This is a genomic window from Spiroplasma sp. ChiS (assembly GCF_002968355.1).
Taxonomy (GTDB): domain Bacteria; phylum Bacillota_I; class Bacilli_A; order Mycoplasmatales; family Mycoplasmataceae; genus Spiroplasma; species Spiroplasma citri.
This window is the reverse complement of the sequence record NZ_PUUH01000001.1, coordinates 13,674-28,030: the sequence shown is the minus strand read 5'-3', so window position 1 is coordinate 28,030 and position 14,357 is coordinate 13,674. Positions and strand designations below refer to the sequence as shown.

The 14,357-nt window shown below is 26.4% G+C and carries 17 protein-coding genes, 1 tRNA gene and 2 pseudogenes; 5 read left to right on the top strand and 15 right to left on the bottom strand.

The window, feature by feature from the left end; genetic code table 4:
- Positions 1-5: 5 nt before the first annotated feature.
- A complete protein-coding gene (locus C6B38_RS00125) occupies positions 6-206 on the top strand; it encodes a hypothetical protein (RefSeq protein ID WP_105298181.1) in 201 nt (66 codons plus the stop codon).
- 67 nt (positions 207-273) lie between these two features.
- On the opposite strand, the gene C6B38_RS10775 is transcribed toward C6B38_RS00125, so the two are convergent.
- From C6B38_RS10775 to C6B38_RS00115, 5 genes and pseudogenes are all read right to left on the bottom strand, one after another.
- Positions 274-675 carry a hypothetical protein gene (locus C6B38_RS10775; RefSeq protein ID WP_233485422.1) on the bottom strand — a complete coding sequence of 134 codons (402 nt, stop codon included), beginning with the start codon at positions 673-675 and terminating at the stop codon, positions 274-276.
- A 39-nt stretch (positions 676-714) separates the two neighbouring features.
- A pseudogene (locus C6B38_RS12215) lies at positions 715-774 on the bottom strand (hypothetical protein); the annotation flags it as partial.
- Complete coding sequence (locus C6B38_RS10765) at positions 771-1,973, bottom strand: PTS transporter subunit EIIC (protein ID WP_233485421.1); 1,203 nt, start codon at positions 1,971-1,973, stop codon at positions 771-773. The pseudogene C6B38_RS12215 and the gene C6B38_RS10765, both read right to left, overlap by 4 nt.
- A 24-nt stretch (positions 1,974-1,997) precedes the next feature.
- Positions 1,998-2,360 (bottom strand): hypothetical protein, encoded by a 363-nt coding sequence (locus C6B38_RS10760; protein WP_233485420.1) that lies wholly within the window; start codon positions 2,358-2,360, stop codon positions 1,998-2,000.
- A 45-nt stretch (positions 2,361-2,405) separates the two neighbouring features.
- Positions 2,406-2,702: a PTS sugar transporter subunit IIB gene (locus C6B38_RS00115; RefSeq protein WP_105298180.1), complete on the bottom strand. Its 297-nt coding sequence runs from the start codon at positions 2,700-2,702 to the stop codon at positions 2,406-2,408.
- Positions 2,703-2,705: 3 nt separating this feature from the next.
- Between C6B38_RS00115 and C6B38_RS00110 the strand changes: the two genes are divergently transcribed.
- Positions 2,706-2,942 (top strand): hypothetical protein, encoded by a 237-nt coding sequence (locus tag C6B38_RS00110; RefSeq protein ID WP_146693237.1) that lies wholly within the window; start codon positions 2,706-2,708, stop codon positions 2,940-2,942.
- Positions 2,943-3,342: 400 nt separating this feature from the next.
- On the opposite strand, the gene C6B38_RS00105 is transcribed toward C6B38_RS00110, so the two are convergent.
- The 6 genes from C6B38_RS00105 to C6B38_RS00090 all read right to left on the bottom strand — a co-directional run bounded on the left by C6B38_RS00105 (position 3,343) and on the right by C6B38_RS00090 (position 6,247).
- Entirely contained in the window at positions 3,343-3,744 is a 402-nt protein-coding gene (locus C6B38_RS00105) for a hypothetical protein (protein WP_105298178.1), read from the bottom strand.
- A gap of 9 nt (positions 3,745-3,753) precedes the next feature.
- Entirely contained in the window at positions 3,754-4,350 is a 597-nt protein-coding gene (locus tag C6B38_RS10755) for a family 1 glycosylhydrolase (protein WP_233485419.1), read from the bottom strand.
- 33 nt (positions 4,351-4,383) lie between these two features.
- Positions 4,384-4,608, bottom strand: a complete 225-nt coding sequence (locus tag C6B38_RS10750; RefSeq protein ID WP_233485418.1) for a family 1 glycosylhydrolase — start codon at positions 4,606-4,608, stop codon at positions 4,384-4,386.
- Between the two features lie 174 nt (positions 4,609-4,782).
- Positions 4,783-5,133: a family 1 glycosylhydrolase gene (locus tag C6B38_RS10745; protein ID WP_255401044.1), complete on the bottom strand. Its 351-nt coding sequence runs from the start codon at positions 5,131-5,133 to the stop codon at positions 4,783-4,785.
- A gap of 93 nt (positions 5,134-5,226) precedes the next feature.
- Positions 5,227-5,769, bottom strand: a complete 543-nt coding sequence (locus C6B38_RS00095) for a DUF402 domain-containing protein (protein ID WP_105298177.1) — start codon at positions 5,767-5,769, stop codon at positions 5,227-5,229.
- A gap of 402 nt (positions 5,770-6,171) precedes the next feature.
- A tRNA-His gene (locus C6B38_RS00090) sits at positions 6,172-6,247 on the bottom strand.
- Positions 6,248-6,413: 166 nt separating this feature from the next.
- Here C6B38_RS00090 and C6B38_RS12245 point away from each other — a divergent pair.
- Together C6B38_RS12245 and C6B38_RS00070 are read left to right on the top strand one after the other, a co-directional pair.
- A pseudogene (locus C6B38_RS12245) lies at positions 6,414-7,662 on the top strand (ISNCY family transposase).
- Positions 7,663-8,013: 351 nt separating this feature from the next.
- Positions 8,014-8,520 carry a YigZ family protein gene (locus C6B38_RS00070; protein ID WP_233485416.1) on the top strand — a complete coding sequence of 169 codons (507 nt, stop codon included), beginning with the start codon at positions 8,014-8,016 and terminating at the stop codon, positions 8,518-8,520.
- Here C6B38_RS00070 and C6B38_RS00065 read toward each other — a convergent pair.
- The 3 genes from C6B38_RS00065 to C6B38_RS10740 form a co-directional block, all read right to left on the bottom strand.
- A complete protein-coding gene (locus C6B38_RS00065; RefSeq protein ID WP_146693235.1) occupies positions 8,507-11,491 on the bottom strand; it encodes a 2-oxo acid dehydrogenase subunit E2 in 2,985 nt (994 codons plus the stop codon). The two genes, C6B38_RS00070 and C6B38_RS00065, sit on opposite strands and share 14 nt — an antisense overlap.
- 134 nt (positions 11,492-11,625) lie before the next feature.
- On the bottom strand, positions 11,626-11,868 hold the full coding sequence (locus tag C6B38_RS00060; RefSeq protein ID WP_233485415.1) for a hypothetical protein: 243 nt from the start codon (positions 11,866-11,868) through the stop codon (positions 11,626-11,628).
- A 639-nt stretch (positions 11,869-12,507) separates the two neighbouring features.
- Positions 12,508-12,789 (bottom strand): type I phosphomannose isomerase catalytic subunit, encoded by a 282-nt coding sequence (locus C6B38_RS10740; protein WP_233485414.1) that lies wholly within the window; start codon positions 12,787-12,789, stop codon positions 12,508-12,510.
- Between the two features lie 113 nt (positions 12,790-12,902).
- Between C6B38_RS10740 and C6B38_RS00050 the strand changes: the two genes are divergently transcribed.
- The gene (locus C6B38_RS00050; protein WP_105298173.1) at positions 12,903-13,397 is read left to right on the top strand and encodes a hypothetical protein; all 495 of its coding nucleotides are present in this window, start codon (positions 12,903-12,905) and stop codon (positions 13,395-13,397) included.
- Here the strand turns inward: C6B38_RS00050 and C6B38_RS00045 are convergent.
- Positions 13,387-14,229, bottom strand: coding sequence for a DUF3137 domain-containing protein (locus tag C6B38_RS00045; RefSeq protein ID WP_233485413.1), 843 nt, complete (start codon positions 14,227-14,229; stop codon positions 13,387-13,389). The two genes, C6B38_RS00050 and C6B38_RS00045, sit on opposite strands and share 11 nt — an antisense overlap.
- Positions 14,230-14,357 lie beyond the last annotated feature (128 nt).

Genomic DNA, 14,357 nt, shown 5'->3' with positions numbered 1-14,357 from the left:
TTTAAATGGCAACACAACAAATTATTATTCTAGTAGCAGTAATTTTCTTTATTATTCCATTTATTGTTTGAACAATTGTTAGATTTAGAACAAAAGTATTACAACGCTATTCAGCATGACATAAAATTGCTTTAATTGTATCATACAGTGTTTGTTTAAGCATTTTTTTAATTCTCTTAATTTTAGCCGTAACTATTTTTGCTTAAAATAATTTATTAAAAATTGAAAAGCACCGACCACTAATTACTTATTAGTAAGCGCATTTTTTATTTTTTAGCATCATGTTGTTATGCTTTTTTTTGCTTCACGATCTTTTTTTAATTCTTCTTTTGCTTTTTGCTTTTCAGTTTTTGCTTCTGCTTTAACCTTGTTACAATATTCTTTATCATGCAAATATTTCATTTCTTCTTCATATGCAACAGGATCTGTTTTTTTCAATTTACGATAATAAGTATAAATATCTAATAAAATAAATGGAATCCAAATTGCTGTTGAAACAGCAAAACAAATTAGTGCAATCAGAACGGCCATTGGGTCAACAGTTGCTAAAATAGCTCCTAAAAATCAAGGTGTTGTTAAAGGAACCGTTACATAAACAAGATTAACAATATGTAATGGTCCTGTTGCCACTCAACCAATTAACATTGCAGTCATTGGCGATAAAATAAACGGCACAATATAAGTTGGGTTTAATACTAATGGAAATCCAAAAATAACTGGTTCATTAATATTAAAGCACCCTGCCGGTAGAGCATATTTTGAAACCTCTTTTAATTCACGACGACGTGATAAAATAAAACCATGATTAATAATCCTAATGTAGCTCCTGATCCTCCAATATTCATATAAATATCAAAGAATTGTTTTCCAAAGATTCCAACTTGATCATTTAAATTTGTTCGTGGTGATAATCCCGCAGAAATTAGTGCAGTATTAACTCCAATAATCATTCATCAAATTGATTCAAAAATAGCGGCCATAATGTTTGAACCATGGACTCCAAAGAATCAGAAGAATGAAATAAAGAACACATAAAGAACTGCTAATCCTAAACAACCATTCCCTGTGGCAAACCCAATGAATCAAGAAGTAAAGAAACGGTAAATGGCTGCCCCAAATCCAAATGCATTAAATGCAATTGGGACTGTGACATAACGTAAAGAAACTGTTAAAAATGCTTCACCAGCAGCATTAGTTGAAAAAAACATATTTGCTGATAAATATTCAATTCCTTTATTGTCTGAAATAGTTCCACCAAAATTACCACCTTTGGCTAAAATAAATTGACCTAATGAATTTCAACCTGTTTGGTTCATTAAACCATCAGCATTTTTTGGATCAAAACTTGCAAATCAAGCTTCCATTGCACTTTGATCTCCAACTCCAAAATTACTAATTGCAGTTTCAACTGCCTTTAAATCAGCTTGGCCAAAAATTATAGTTCATCCAGTCCCTTTTGTTACCAAGTCTCAACTACCATTAGGAAGTTTAGCAAAAATATTAACACCATATGTAGAATATAAGAAATCTGCAAAACTATTAAGTGTTACATTTGCACCTAATTTTGGATCTCATAAGTTTCCTGATGAAACAAAGGTATTTAATTGTTTAACTTCAAAACCAATATTTGGTAACGCAATGGCTGGTGCTAAAAATAAAATATTAAAAATACCAATAATACTTAATGTAAAAACCATTGGTAAAAATACGGCAAATGATTTTCCCACCGCTGGTGGAACACCCGCGGGTAATTGAATTTCTAATTTTTTCATATTTCCAAACCAAACAAATAGTTCAGTTGTTGCTATCCCAATAATTAAAGCGGTAAATAATCCTTTCGAATCCATAAAGAAGGAAACTTGTCCCATACTTGCAATAATGAATCCTGCAAATGAGGCTAAACCAGCAATAACCGGTGATTTATAATTTCTTGATAAAGCTAAGAAATAGCCTAATAAAAACGCAAAATACAATGACATTGCTCCAATTGTCGCAATTTAAATTTGCCTAAAAGCTAAAGCTCCAATTGATGAGGCTTTTCCTCAACTAGTTGATGTATCAACAAATAAACCTCCTATTGAGTCTCAACTATATCCGGCTGCCTTGGCAAAAATCCCTAGTAATGATACTTTCCCAGAACCAGCTCCCCCAAAGATAATTGCATCAATTAATAAACCAATCCCTCCTACAATAATTAATGGAATCATTGTTCCAAATGCATCACGAATTGCTGATAAATGACGTTGGTTTCTTAATTTTGACATTGTTGGTAATGCTTTATTATTTCATCAAGTTTTAAAATCCATACTCTTGGTTTTTTTACCCTTTTCTGGATTAAATTTATCATTACTCTTTTTCATTATCTTGAGAATTCCTTTCTAAAAATAATACTTATTTTCCCAAAATTACCCAATTAATTGTAAAGCTAATTCAAGAGCTTCTTTTCCCTTTCCTAAGGCATAAACATTAGCTGGAATAACTGAAACAGGCTTCTCTGTCATACTTTTAATATTGTTTTCAATATATTTTACTTGTGGACCAAGCAAAATTACATCATAATTTTCTAATACAGATTGTGCTTCAGCCATCGCTTTTGTTTCAACATGAACATCAATATTCATTATTTCCGCTGCTTCTTCCATTTTTTTAACTAAAATTGAAGTACTCATTCCAGCAGAACATACTAGTAAAATCTTTTTCATAACATGCCACCTTCTGATATAATTTTCCAAGAAAAAGGTAAAAATACTATGGTACCATCTTTTATAATTTATTTTGCTTTTATTCCAGCTGGAATATTCTTTATTACTTGAATAATAATTCGTATTATTGAAAAGAGTTTTCATCGTTATTTATACTATAAAAACCATATTCTCTTAATTTCGGGGGCAATTTGTAGTTTAGCTGTTTTAATAATTATTATTGTTGCTTTTATTGTCTAATATTATTTTTTACCATTATTTAATTAACAATTAATTAATGTTTTAAGTGAATTTTGTCTTCTTATTTTAACTATTTTCATAAATAAATTATTTTTTATGATATTTTTTGCAAGTAAAAGCGTGATGGTTAATACTGATTAAATGCTACATATTTTAAAATTAATAGTTCTTTAATTAATAAAAAACTAAACCACAATATGATTTAGTAATAACATTTTATTAAAAAAGAAGATATATTACAATATATTTTCTTTTAATCTTTTATTTGCCGATAATAAGTCTAAATTTCGTTTTAACTCATACATTTGCATATCAAATTGAATAACTTCAGCTTTAAGAAAATTATTCCGCATAATTTGTTCTAAATAACCTGTTTTTGCTTTTAAACTTTTAACAATTTCTAAATAAGTAATCTTTGTTTCTTGTCCATTTTTTTACTAAGAAAACAAAAATTTTTACTAATTCAAGCTTCTGATGTGAATCATTCAAGTGTTACTTCTTCATTCTCGTTAAAGCAAGCTAAATTCATTTTTTGTTTTTTATCCTTTGTTCCTGCTCGGTAAAAAGCATTATTTTCTAAATCATCATATGTTAGGTTAGCATTCATATCATGCGCCAGCATTGTTAATAACATATGAAAGGTTTCATTCAACGGTTTTTTAACTTTAATTACCCGAATTAACTTTAAAATTCGTGATGCTTCACTATACCGCAAAACATACACTTGTTGATTAAATTTATTATGATTATCATCATACTCTTTTCGTAAGGCAATTAGCCGTTCTGAATCTGTAATTTTCATTTTAAATCCTTAAATTAATTCTGCTTCATATTCAAACACACCTGTTTTAGCAGTTTTAGCAATAAATTCGGCTGATTTTTTTAAAACCCTTTTACCGTTATTAGTTAAATCTAATTGAACAAATCCATAACGATTTTTATATGCATTCATTCATGATCAATTGTCAATGTAAGCCCAAGAATGATAACCAAAACAATTTGAACCATCCTTAATTGCTTGATGAACTCAAGCCAAATGTTCTTTAACAAAATCAATGCGATATTGATCATTAATAATACCCTGTTCTAAAAAGCGTTCTTCGTTCTCAACTCCCATTCCATTTTCTGAAATATAAACCAGAATGTTATTATAATGTTCTTTTAAATTCATTAATGTTATATAAATTGCCTTTGGAAAAATTTTTCATCCTCGGTATGGATTAATTCGACGCCCTGGCATTTCATAACGCTGGTAAAAATAATGTGGTGTAATTGCTCCGTTAGTAAAATCTGGAATAAAATCAATGTCTTTTACTTGAGCTGGTTGATAAAAATTAACTCCTAAGAAATCAATTTTTAAGTTTTTATCTTGAATTAATTCTTTATCTCCATCAACAATTTGTCACATAAAATTATATTTCTTAGCAACTTCTTTTAATTCTTATGGATAAGTATTTTTAACCATTGGGTCTAAAAAACAATTAATTGTAAACAAATCATGTCATTTTGCTGCTTCTAAATCAGCCTTATTTTGACTACGAGGAATTGATGGTGAAATGCTTAAAATGCATCCAATTTTTCGTTTTAATTTTAATTGTCGATATACTTTAACTGCTTTTAAATGGGCAATTAAACTATTTCATTGAGCTTGCATACCATGCTGCATATTAACTCCACATTTGAAAAATATCAATAATATCAATAACTACCTTCAATTTCAACAATTGGTTCATTAAAAGTGGTAAACATTTCAAGTCGATCACCAAATAATTCAAAACAATTTTTTGCATAAAAAAACAAAAGCATCAACTACTTCTCGTGAAAGTCAGCCACCTTTTTGTTATGCTCAATATGGCATATCAAAATGAAATAAATTAATAATTGGTTTAAAGTTATTTTTTAACATTTCATTAATTACATTATTATAAAATTCAACTCCTTTTGGATTAATTGTTTTTCCATCAGGAATTAATCTACTTCATTGAATTGATGTTCGTAATGAATTAAAATTTAACTCCCTTGCAATTTTAATATCTTCTTGATAACGATGGTAAAAATCATTTAAACAACGTTGTTGATTAAAAAAACGATATTTTTCTAAACTAAATCAATGATCTCAATTTGATGCAGATTTTCCATCTTCCAAAAATGTCCCTTCTGTTTGAGGGCCAGAAAAAGCACTACCTCATAAAAAATTTTTTTAAAAATTATATTGCCCCATTAGAAATCTCCTCTCTAAAACACTTTTATAATATCTATTATTTAGGAATTAAACAATAAAACTTTATTTAAGTAATTTAGATTTTAATGCTAAATATTGTTGTCATAACGCTTCTGCACGACTATGTTTAAAAATAAAAAGTTTATTTTTAATTAAATATTTTAAATTATCAATTTCTGTTCAAATTGCATTAACAATATCACGACTATATTTTCAAGCAATACGATTTCGATTAAACTCTTTTAGATCTAAAATTTTATAACTACCATCAGCAAAAACTTTAATGTCTAAATCATAATCAATATATTTAATTGTTTTTTGTTCCATAATAAATGGAGATGCAATATTACAATAGTAATTTATCCCGGTATCTTTAAGCATACAAATAATATTACTTCAATTTTTCCGATTAAAAATCCAAATTGCTGGTTCATTTGTTTTTCATTTTCTACCATTCAATTCTGTAACAGTGACATCTTCATTTACTAAAACAATATATTCTTCTTCTAGTAATAAAACAACCGCCGATTCTCAACTACGGTAAACTGAACCATTATGTTTATAAGCATGTACTAAGACACTATCTCCAACTTGTAACGAGTCCATAATGTTACCTCCCATAATTTACTTTTTAAAATTACAGCAAAAAAATAAATAAAAATAATACAATAAAAAATTATGTAAAATTATTAAATTTAAATTGCCATAATATATAATTTTATTTTGATATTAATTACTTTAAAATAAAATGCTATTTTAAATACGTCAACATTTTCATTATATCAGTTGTATTTATTAAGTAAATAGACAGGCCTTAACTAATTAGAAATTTTTTTATCGGAAATAAATTATTTTGGAAATTATAAATTCATATATTGCTTTTCACAATATCTTATAGTTAAGTAAAAAACTCCCCTATTTGCTTAACAACTTTAATAGGGGTTTTTTTATTATGTTATATTATATTTTTTCTTTTAAAAATAAAAAAACTACTTTTGTAGTTAAAAATGGGGCGGCTGATGGGACTTGAACCCACGAATGCCGGAGCCACAATCCGGAGCGTTAACCTCTTCGCCACAACCGCCATATTTGATTATATAAATAACCTTATTCATTATAACTTAAAACAAAAAAATGTAAATAGAATTAATTGTACATTGTTCTTATCTTGTGATAATTTCGTAATAGTTATCTAGCAAAAATTTCGCAATTATTTATATTATTAATTTGGTGATAACTATGGAAAGAAAATTAACAATGACAGAAAAACATAAATATAAAACTATTGGAAAATTTATTAATAATGAAATAACAAAAAAACGTGCTGCTAAAATTTTAGATTTGTCTATTCGTAAAATTGAACAATTAATGAAAATTTATGATACACAAAATATGACTTCCTTTGCCCATCATTCACGTGGTAGAACAGCATATAACAAAACCAGAAATTTGTGAAAATATTCCTAATCTTTACAAAACTAAATATATTGATTTTAATTTTATACATTTTAAAGAAAAATTACTTGAAAATGAAAAAATAAAAATTTCTTATTCAGTTTTATACAACTTAATGTCTCTAAATCAAATAAAATCTCCTAGAAAACAGAAATTAAGAAAAAAATATAAATCACATCCTTTAAGAGAACGCCACAAATGTTTTGGAAAATTATTACAAGCTGATGCTAGTGAACATTTATGACTAGGAATAAATCATCCTAAAATATTTTTACATGGTGCTATTGATGATGCAACAAATACAGTTATTGGATTATATTTTAATTATCAAGAAACCTTAAATGGTTATTTTATAATGTTTTATATCAAATTTTAAAAAACTATGGTATTCCTATGACATTTTATACAGATAAGCGAACAATTTTTACTTATCAAAAAAATAATAGTAAAAACGAAGAAAAAGACACTTTTACTCAATTCAGCAGATGCTGTAATGAATTAGGTATCGAAATCATAACTACTTCAATTCCTCAAACAAAAGGTCGAATTGAACGGTTATGAGGTACTTTACAAGATCGTCTAAAAAATGAATTAAGTCTTGCAAAAGTAACTACTCTTGAAGAAGCAAATAAGTTCTTAAAAAAATTTCTGCCTAAATTCAATAAACACTTTGCTCTTCCCATTGATTATAACAATTCTGCTTTCGTTGATGCACCAGAAAGTGACAAAATTAATTTACTTTTATCAATAACTTCAACAAGAAGAACAGGTAAAGGATTATCAATTAGTTATGCAAATAAAAAGTACTTAGCTTATGATAATAAAAAACTAAAAGTTTTTAATTCAAAAACAAATGTTACAATAATTAATGCATTTGATAAAACATTGTATCTTAAGTATGAAAACAAAATTTATAATCTATTAGAATATATTCCAACAGTTAAAAATACAGAAAAAACATTACCAAAATCTAAAGCTCATAAACCTAAATCAAATCATCCATGAACTGAAAGATATACTATGAAACAATTATCAATTAAATAAATTTGCGAAATTTTAGCTAGATATTGACATAGAATTAATTGTACATCTTAAAAACATATTTTTTGGAACATTAAAACAAATAATGCATTAGTTTAAAAAGGATTATTATGTTAATAAATCTTATCATTAATTTTATATTATATAATGTACTAGGTACAAATCTGTAGTACCTGAGGGAGTAAAAATAGAAAAAGAATAACAAAATGTATATAATTAAGAAAAATAAAATTTTAACTAAAGAATTAATAATTCGTAATGTTAAATTTCTTTGTTTCGCTAGTTACGTTCAAACAGAAACAGATGTTATTAACTTCTTAAAAAAGTATAAAGATAAAAAAAGCAAATTATAATGTGTATGCATATGTTATTGGAAATCGTCGTGAAAATATTTACAAAACTGATAACGGCGAAACACGACATATTGCAGGAAAAACTATCTTAGAAAATATTATTGAAAAAAATATAACAAATATTATTGTTCTAGTTCTTCGGTATTTTAATCCAATTTACAGTTTACCCGAAGATTGAATTAAAAATGGATATGCAACAATTACACGTATTATTTTAAATTCTGCTCAATTAGAAAAAATTAATGAACAAATTAAAATTGGAATTTTATTACGGCCATTAAATGAAGTATTTTTAGGAGAACTTTTAGACAAAAATAAAATTAATATTATATCTAGATTAATTTATCGTGGTGACTTAATTTTTACTATAATTATTGATCGTAACAACAGCGTATTAATTGAATTAGATAATTTAATTATTAAAATTGGAATTTTATTACGGCCATTAAATGAAGTATTTTTAGGAGAACTTTTAGACAAAAATAAAATTAATATTATAATAATGTAATTAATTCTGGTGACTCTAAAATTTCTTTTAATCGTGTTAAGAAAATCCCTGCTTCTGCAGCATCAATAATTCGTTGATCAATTGTTAAAGCAAGATTCATTATTGAACGAATTACTAGTTTATCGCCTTTTATAACAATTGGTTTACGAACGATACGTCCAACACCAATTACTGCTGAATTAGGATAAAAAATTGTTGGTGTTGCATTAACTGCTCCAACGATTCCATAGTTGGCAATAGTAATAGTACTTCCTTTTAATTCATAATCATATAATTCACCTTGACGTAAACGTTCAATTGTTTCTTGAATGTTAATTGCAATTTGTTTTAAACTCATTCGTTCAGCAAATTTAATAACTGGAATGACTAATCCCTCGCTAGTTTCTGTTGCTAAACCAATGTGTTGCGAATTTTTAATTACAATTTGATTCGTTTTAGAATCATAATATGAATTTAATTTTGGATATTCACTTAGAACTAACGAAACTGCTTTTACTAAAAAACTCATTGTTGAAAAACGAACACGATGGTCAGCATTAGCATTTTTTAATTTTCGTTGTTGATCAATAATTGCTGACATATCAATTTCACTATTAATTGTTAATGGTGGCACATGTGCTTGAGACATAATCATTGATTGAATCGCAGGATATCTTGTCAATTTAATTTCTTCTCTTGTTTCTAATCCCTGTGATTCAATTTGACTATTAGTATTAATAATATTCAAATTGTTATTTAATGGTTGTACCAAGTTTCCATAAGTATTAGGAATAGTAGTTTCTTCGGAATTAAATTTTTTAACTTGTAAATTATGTGTTTCACAATTATGTTCAGTTTTTAGTTCCTTCCACTTCTTATTATTAAATTTAAATTCTTTTAACATTTCTTTTAAAACAGGATCTGATTCATTCATTGTTTTTAACATTTGTTGCATTAACATATATTGCATCATTTTTTCAATGCTTGTTCCATCTGTATTATTATTATTATTTACTTGACGTAAACTTTGAATTTCTCGTAATAATTCATTTTGACGATTATTTTGTTCTTGATTAGCTAAACGCTCTTTTAAAATTGCCAATTCAATCATTACATTATTATCATTTACACCTTGTTGTAATGATAATGTTGTTCTTGAACCGTGATTACTTTCATCATGGTTTTCAGGCTGAATTAACTGTTTAGATGATTGTTGTTTTTCGTTTAGTGAAGATGGTTTAATTATATCATCATTTGGTTTTTTCTGTTGCGAATTATTATTATCATAATATTCATTATCTAACATTTCATATTGTGATTCAATTTTCTCAAAAGAAGGACGTTGATAATTACTAATTTCTCCTAAAACAGAATCAACTTCAACATTTCCTTTTGCAATTTGTTCCATTCTTTTCTTAATTAACTCTCGTTGATTTCTTGTTTTTAAAATTTTTTCTCGTTGCCCATTATCATTTAATTTTTCATATAAACGATCACGATAAGATTTTAATGGTGAAAAATAACCTGGTTTTTTTTCTTTCGCTTCTTTTGATTCATTTGGATCAATTGTATAACCATCAGCTGAAATATAAATTTCATCAGATAATTTTTTTTCACTTGTTTTAAAAGTATTAACATTATCATTATAATTAGAAGCAGAACTACTATACCCAGTTTGTACTTCTGGTGATACATTTCTTTTAATTAAATCATTCATTCTTCCTTGGATAATATTACGTAAAATTTTAGGACGACCATCTTCAGCTAAAAAATCCATTGAATTTTTAGAATTATCACTTTCTAATGATAACTCATGAAAATCATTATTATTATGTAATTGTTCACGACGTTGATTTACAAGATTACGAAAACTAGTATTTTCATTTTGGCCTCCTAAAAATGCTGCTGCGTTAATTGGTGATTCATCTTGTTGTTTTGTTGTGTTAACTAAATATTTTGCATATTCTTTTGCTTGATTTTCTTCAATTAATTCTGCTTGGCCAATTGAAACAGCATTTGTTACAATATTCTGGTTAGGAAGCGATGGCGGATGATTTAAACTATTTGTTTGTGATTCAAAGTTATTTTCTTGAAACATATTACTATTTAAATTAGGAATATTAACCATTGTTGACTTCGCCTCACTTTTTCTTTCTTGATTCATTGGATTTTTAATTGTATCAATTGAAGGGATTTTTTCCCGATTATTAATAATATCATTATCATCAATTTTTAAATTTTTAAATGATAATCTGCGTGCTTTCTTAGGACCAAAAGATAATTTTGTTTCATCTCATCGTTTGTGTTCTTCTTGTTTTATTTTAGTGGGTTCTTCAAAAAGTTGTTCTTGTGATGATATATTATTTTGTTGTTGAAAATTAATAGGCTGATTTTGTTCAATATTTGTTGAAAAATAAGGAATATTATTAATAGTGTTCTCTTCAAATAAAGGTTCTGCACTATTTTGACTAAAGTTTTGCGATAATATTGAATTATCATATGGTTGCTGATCATTAATTAATACAGCACTTGAATTAATAATGTTTTCATTATTGTAAACTTGATGTTGATTCAATAAAGATGGCGTAAAAGTTGGATGTAAAGTATCTTCGCTCGCAATGCTAATTCCTGAATAATCATCTTCTTCAACATCTTTTCATTTTGTTCCATATTGACCATTTTTTGTTGTTGAAAATTTTATCCCTTTTTTATTTAAGCGAGTAAATTCGTTATCTTCGAGACGTTTAAAATAATACTTTTCAATTTCATCTTCAGTTGTTAACAAATGAGCAATAACAGTATTGGGTTTAATTTTAGTACCTTCTTTAATTGGCTTAACAATAATTCCATCCATTGGGGCTGTAATGATAGATTCACCATTTTCATTTTCAATTAAAGCAATTTCATCACCTAATTTAACCTCTTCATTCTGATACAAGAATTTTTTTAAAATTCCTTTCTTTTCTAGCGTTAATACTCTAATTTTTTCCATTGTTTCTGATTACCCCATTCAAAAAAACTTAATATGTTTTATTAAATTTAGTTTAGTCACTTTTATACCTGTTTTATTACAAAATAATTATATCATACATTCCCTGTTTTTTAGTATCAAAATAAAAAATAATATTATACACAAAAAATAAAAAAATGCAAAATTTTTACATTTCTTTCACATTTCTTTTTATTTTTTTTTACTTTATTATCAAATTCTGTAATATGATTAGTTTCTGTTAAATTTTTTACCCATTTTTTTCATTTTAAAATAATTAATGCTCAAATTGCTTTTAAACTGTCCACTGATTGCATAATTAATACAATATAAATGATATCTAAATTTGAAGTAAAAATTAAAATTGCTAATAATGGCATAACTTGAATTTATCTTTTATAACTTAATAATGCTTTACCAGCAACATTTATTGTTATCTTTTGTGCTAATTCTACAATTATTGCTGATTCTCCTGCCAAAAGTTCTGTTGTTCCAATTGCTATTTTTCCTTCAACAACTGTTATTTGCCCTCATTTTATACTAGTTAAATCAAGTTCTTGTGTTTTTGTTAATAAATGTAATGTAAAATATTCATTATCAATTAAAATTCCTTCATTTCGATGAATAACTTGGTCAGTTGTATCAGAAACTGTTGTTACATCAAAATATTCTTGTAAATGAAGGGGGCGAAAGTTTCCATCTTTATCAGCGCGATCAAAGTCATAAAAACGATAAGTTATATCTGATGAACGTTGTAACTCAAAAACTGTTACGCCTGGGGTAATGGCATGAACTTTGCCAGGAGGAACATATAAAAAATCACATTTTTGCAGTTTTACTTCTGTAAATAATTGTGCCCAGACTTTTTTTCAACCAATTGAATTAATTCAACTTTTGTTTGCGCATAATGTCCATAAATCATTTTAGCATCAATCAGTCAGACAATCAAGAATATATAAACATTCGGGTTTACCTAACTTTTTATTATGTTTTAAACTATATTCATCATCAGGATGAACTTAAACGGATAAATAATCATTTGCTGTGATAATTTTTGATAATAAAGGAAATTCTTTATCTGTCGTACCAAAATATTCCGGATGATTTGCAAAAAATGTTTTTAATGATACTTCTGCTTCTGGACCATTTGCAATATAACTCATTCCATTGTCTAATGCATTAATCACTCACGCTTCACCATACAAGTCATCTGTTGGTAATTGAAAACCAAAGTCGGCTAATTTCCGTCCTCCTCATAAACGTTCTGAAAAATATGGTGTCACTTTAATTACTTTATACATAAATGCCCTCCTCAGTTTTTCTATTATATTAAACCATAAAAAATGAAAAAATAATATTATCATTAAAATTTATAGTAAGATACATTCAACTAATAAAATGATTGGAGACAACAATGGAAATTATTCGTATTAGAAGTTATCTTAAAAAAATTAATTGACATTTATTATGGCTTTTTGCTGCATTAGGTCTTGTAACAATTATTTTTATAATTATTTTCTTAGCATTAAAAAACATTTCATCACAAGATAAGTTAATTTATTGTTCAATTTTTCTTGTTGTTATGGAAATTATTCGTATTAGAAGTTATCTTAAAAAAATTAATTGACTTATTTTTTCAAAAATTTATTATTATGACAATGAAAAAAATCGATTACGTTTGAGTTTATACTTTTATTTTTTTGTTTTAATAATTACAATTGTTTTTTTCTTTTTAACTTTAATTTCTATCCAACTAATTTTAAAAACAACTTTTAGTCTTGTAATTAAGCAATTGTGATATGTTGGCTTAGGATATGCTCTCTGAAGTTGTGCAATTATTGGTGGATTTAATACCATTAATTTAATTATTTTAAATAAACCAATTCCACCACAAAAATCTACTGCTTAAAATCATACACTAAAACTCATTGCAAAACAGTCAATAATAATTCAACATCTTGTTGAATAACCTCAATAATATTTGTCAAAATGTCTTGATAAGTTCCAATAAAATAAAATCCAAGTAATCGTCCTTTGGGATCATCAAAACTATTAACAAAATAATTATCAAAAACAATTGTTAAATATCCATCATCAAAGTGCATCGTTGGAATTTTTCTTTCTTCTTTTGCTAATTCAATTAAATTAACTATTACTTTTGGAGTTAATAATTTTCATATTAAAATTTGGTCATTTGCGTTAACAGCAAACATCTTTTCAAATTCTGTTGACTCTAATGTTGTATTATCTCTTGTTTTAAAAATTTTTAAGAAGGTTTGCATTGCTTTAATTGTAGCAACTAATCCTGGCATTTCTTTAACATCAATTTTTAAATATGGATATCGCGTATAAATAATTTCTTCATCTTTCCCTCAACCAATTACTTCGCGCCGTGTTAATGTTCCAAATGAGTAATTAATATTATTTTCATAAAAATTAATGACATAGTCTTCTTTAATATCTTTCGTATTGGGCACTCCCATATGTGGAAAAAGATTAAATTTTTGAGTAATAGTAGCAATTTGATACTGTTTTTTTGTCAAAGCATTAAGTCCAATTTGATAAAATTTCTCAAATGGTAATTCCTGCATAATAATTTTTTGTAATTTTGCTGCTTGATAATACTTTGTAAATAACCAAATTCCTAAACTTAAAGTAACTAAACTACTAAGAATTAAAATAATTTTACCAACAAAACCTATTCCTAATAATCCTTTTAAAAAACTAAGTGGCATTTGCATAATTATTGCTAATAGTAAAAATCATAAAAAAAAGTAATAACAACTAATATAAAATTTAAAAAAATATATTGTTTTTTAAAATATTTAAAATTAAGATTTTTTAATTTATGTTTTTGCATTAATAATTG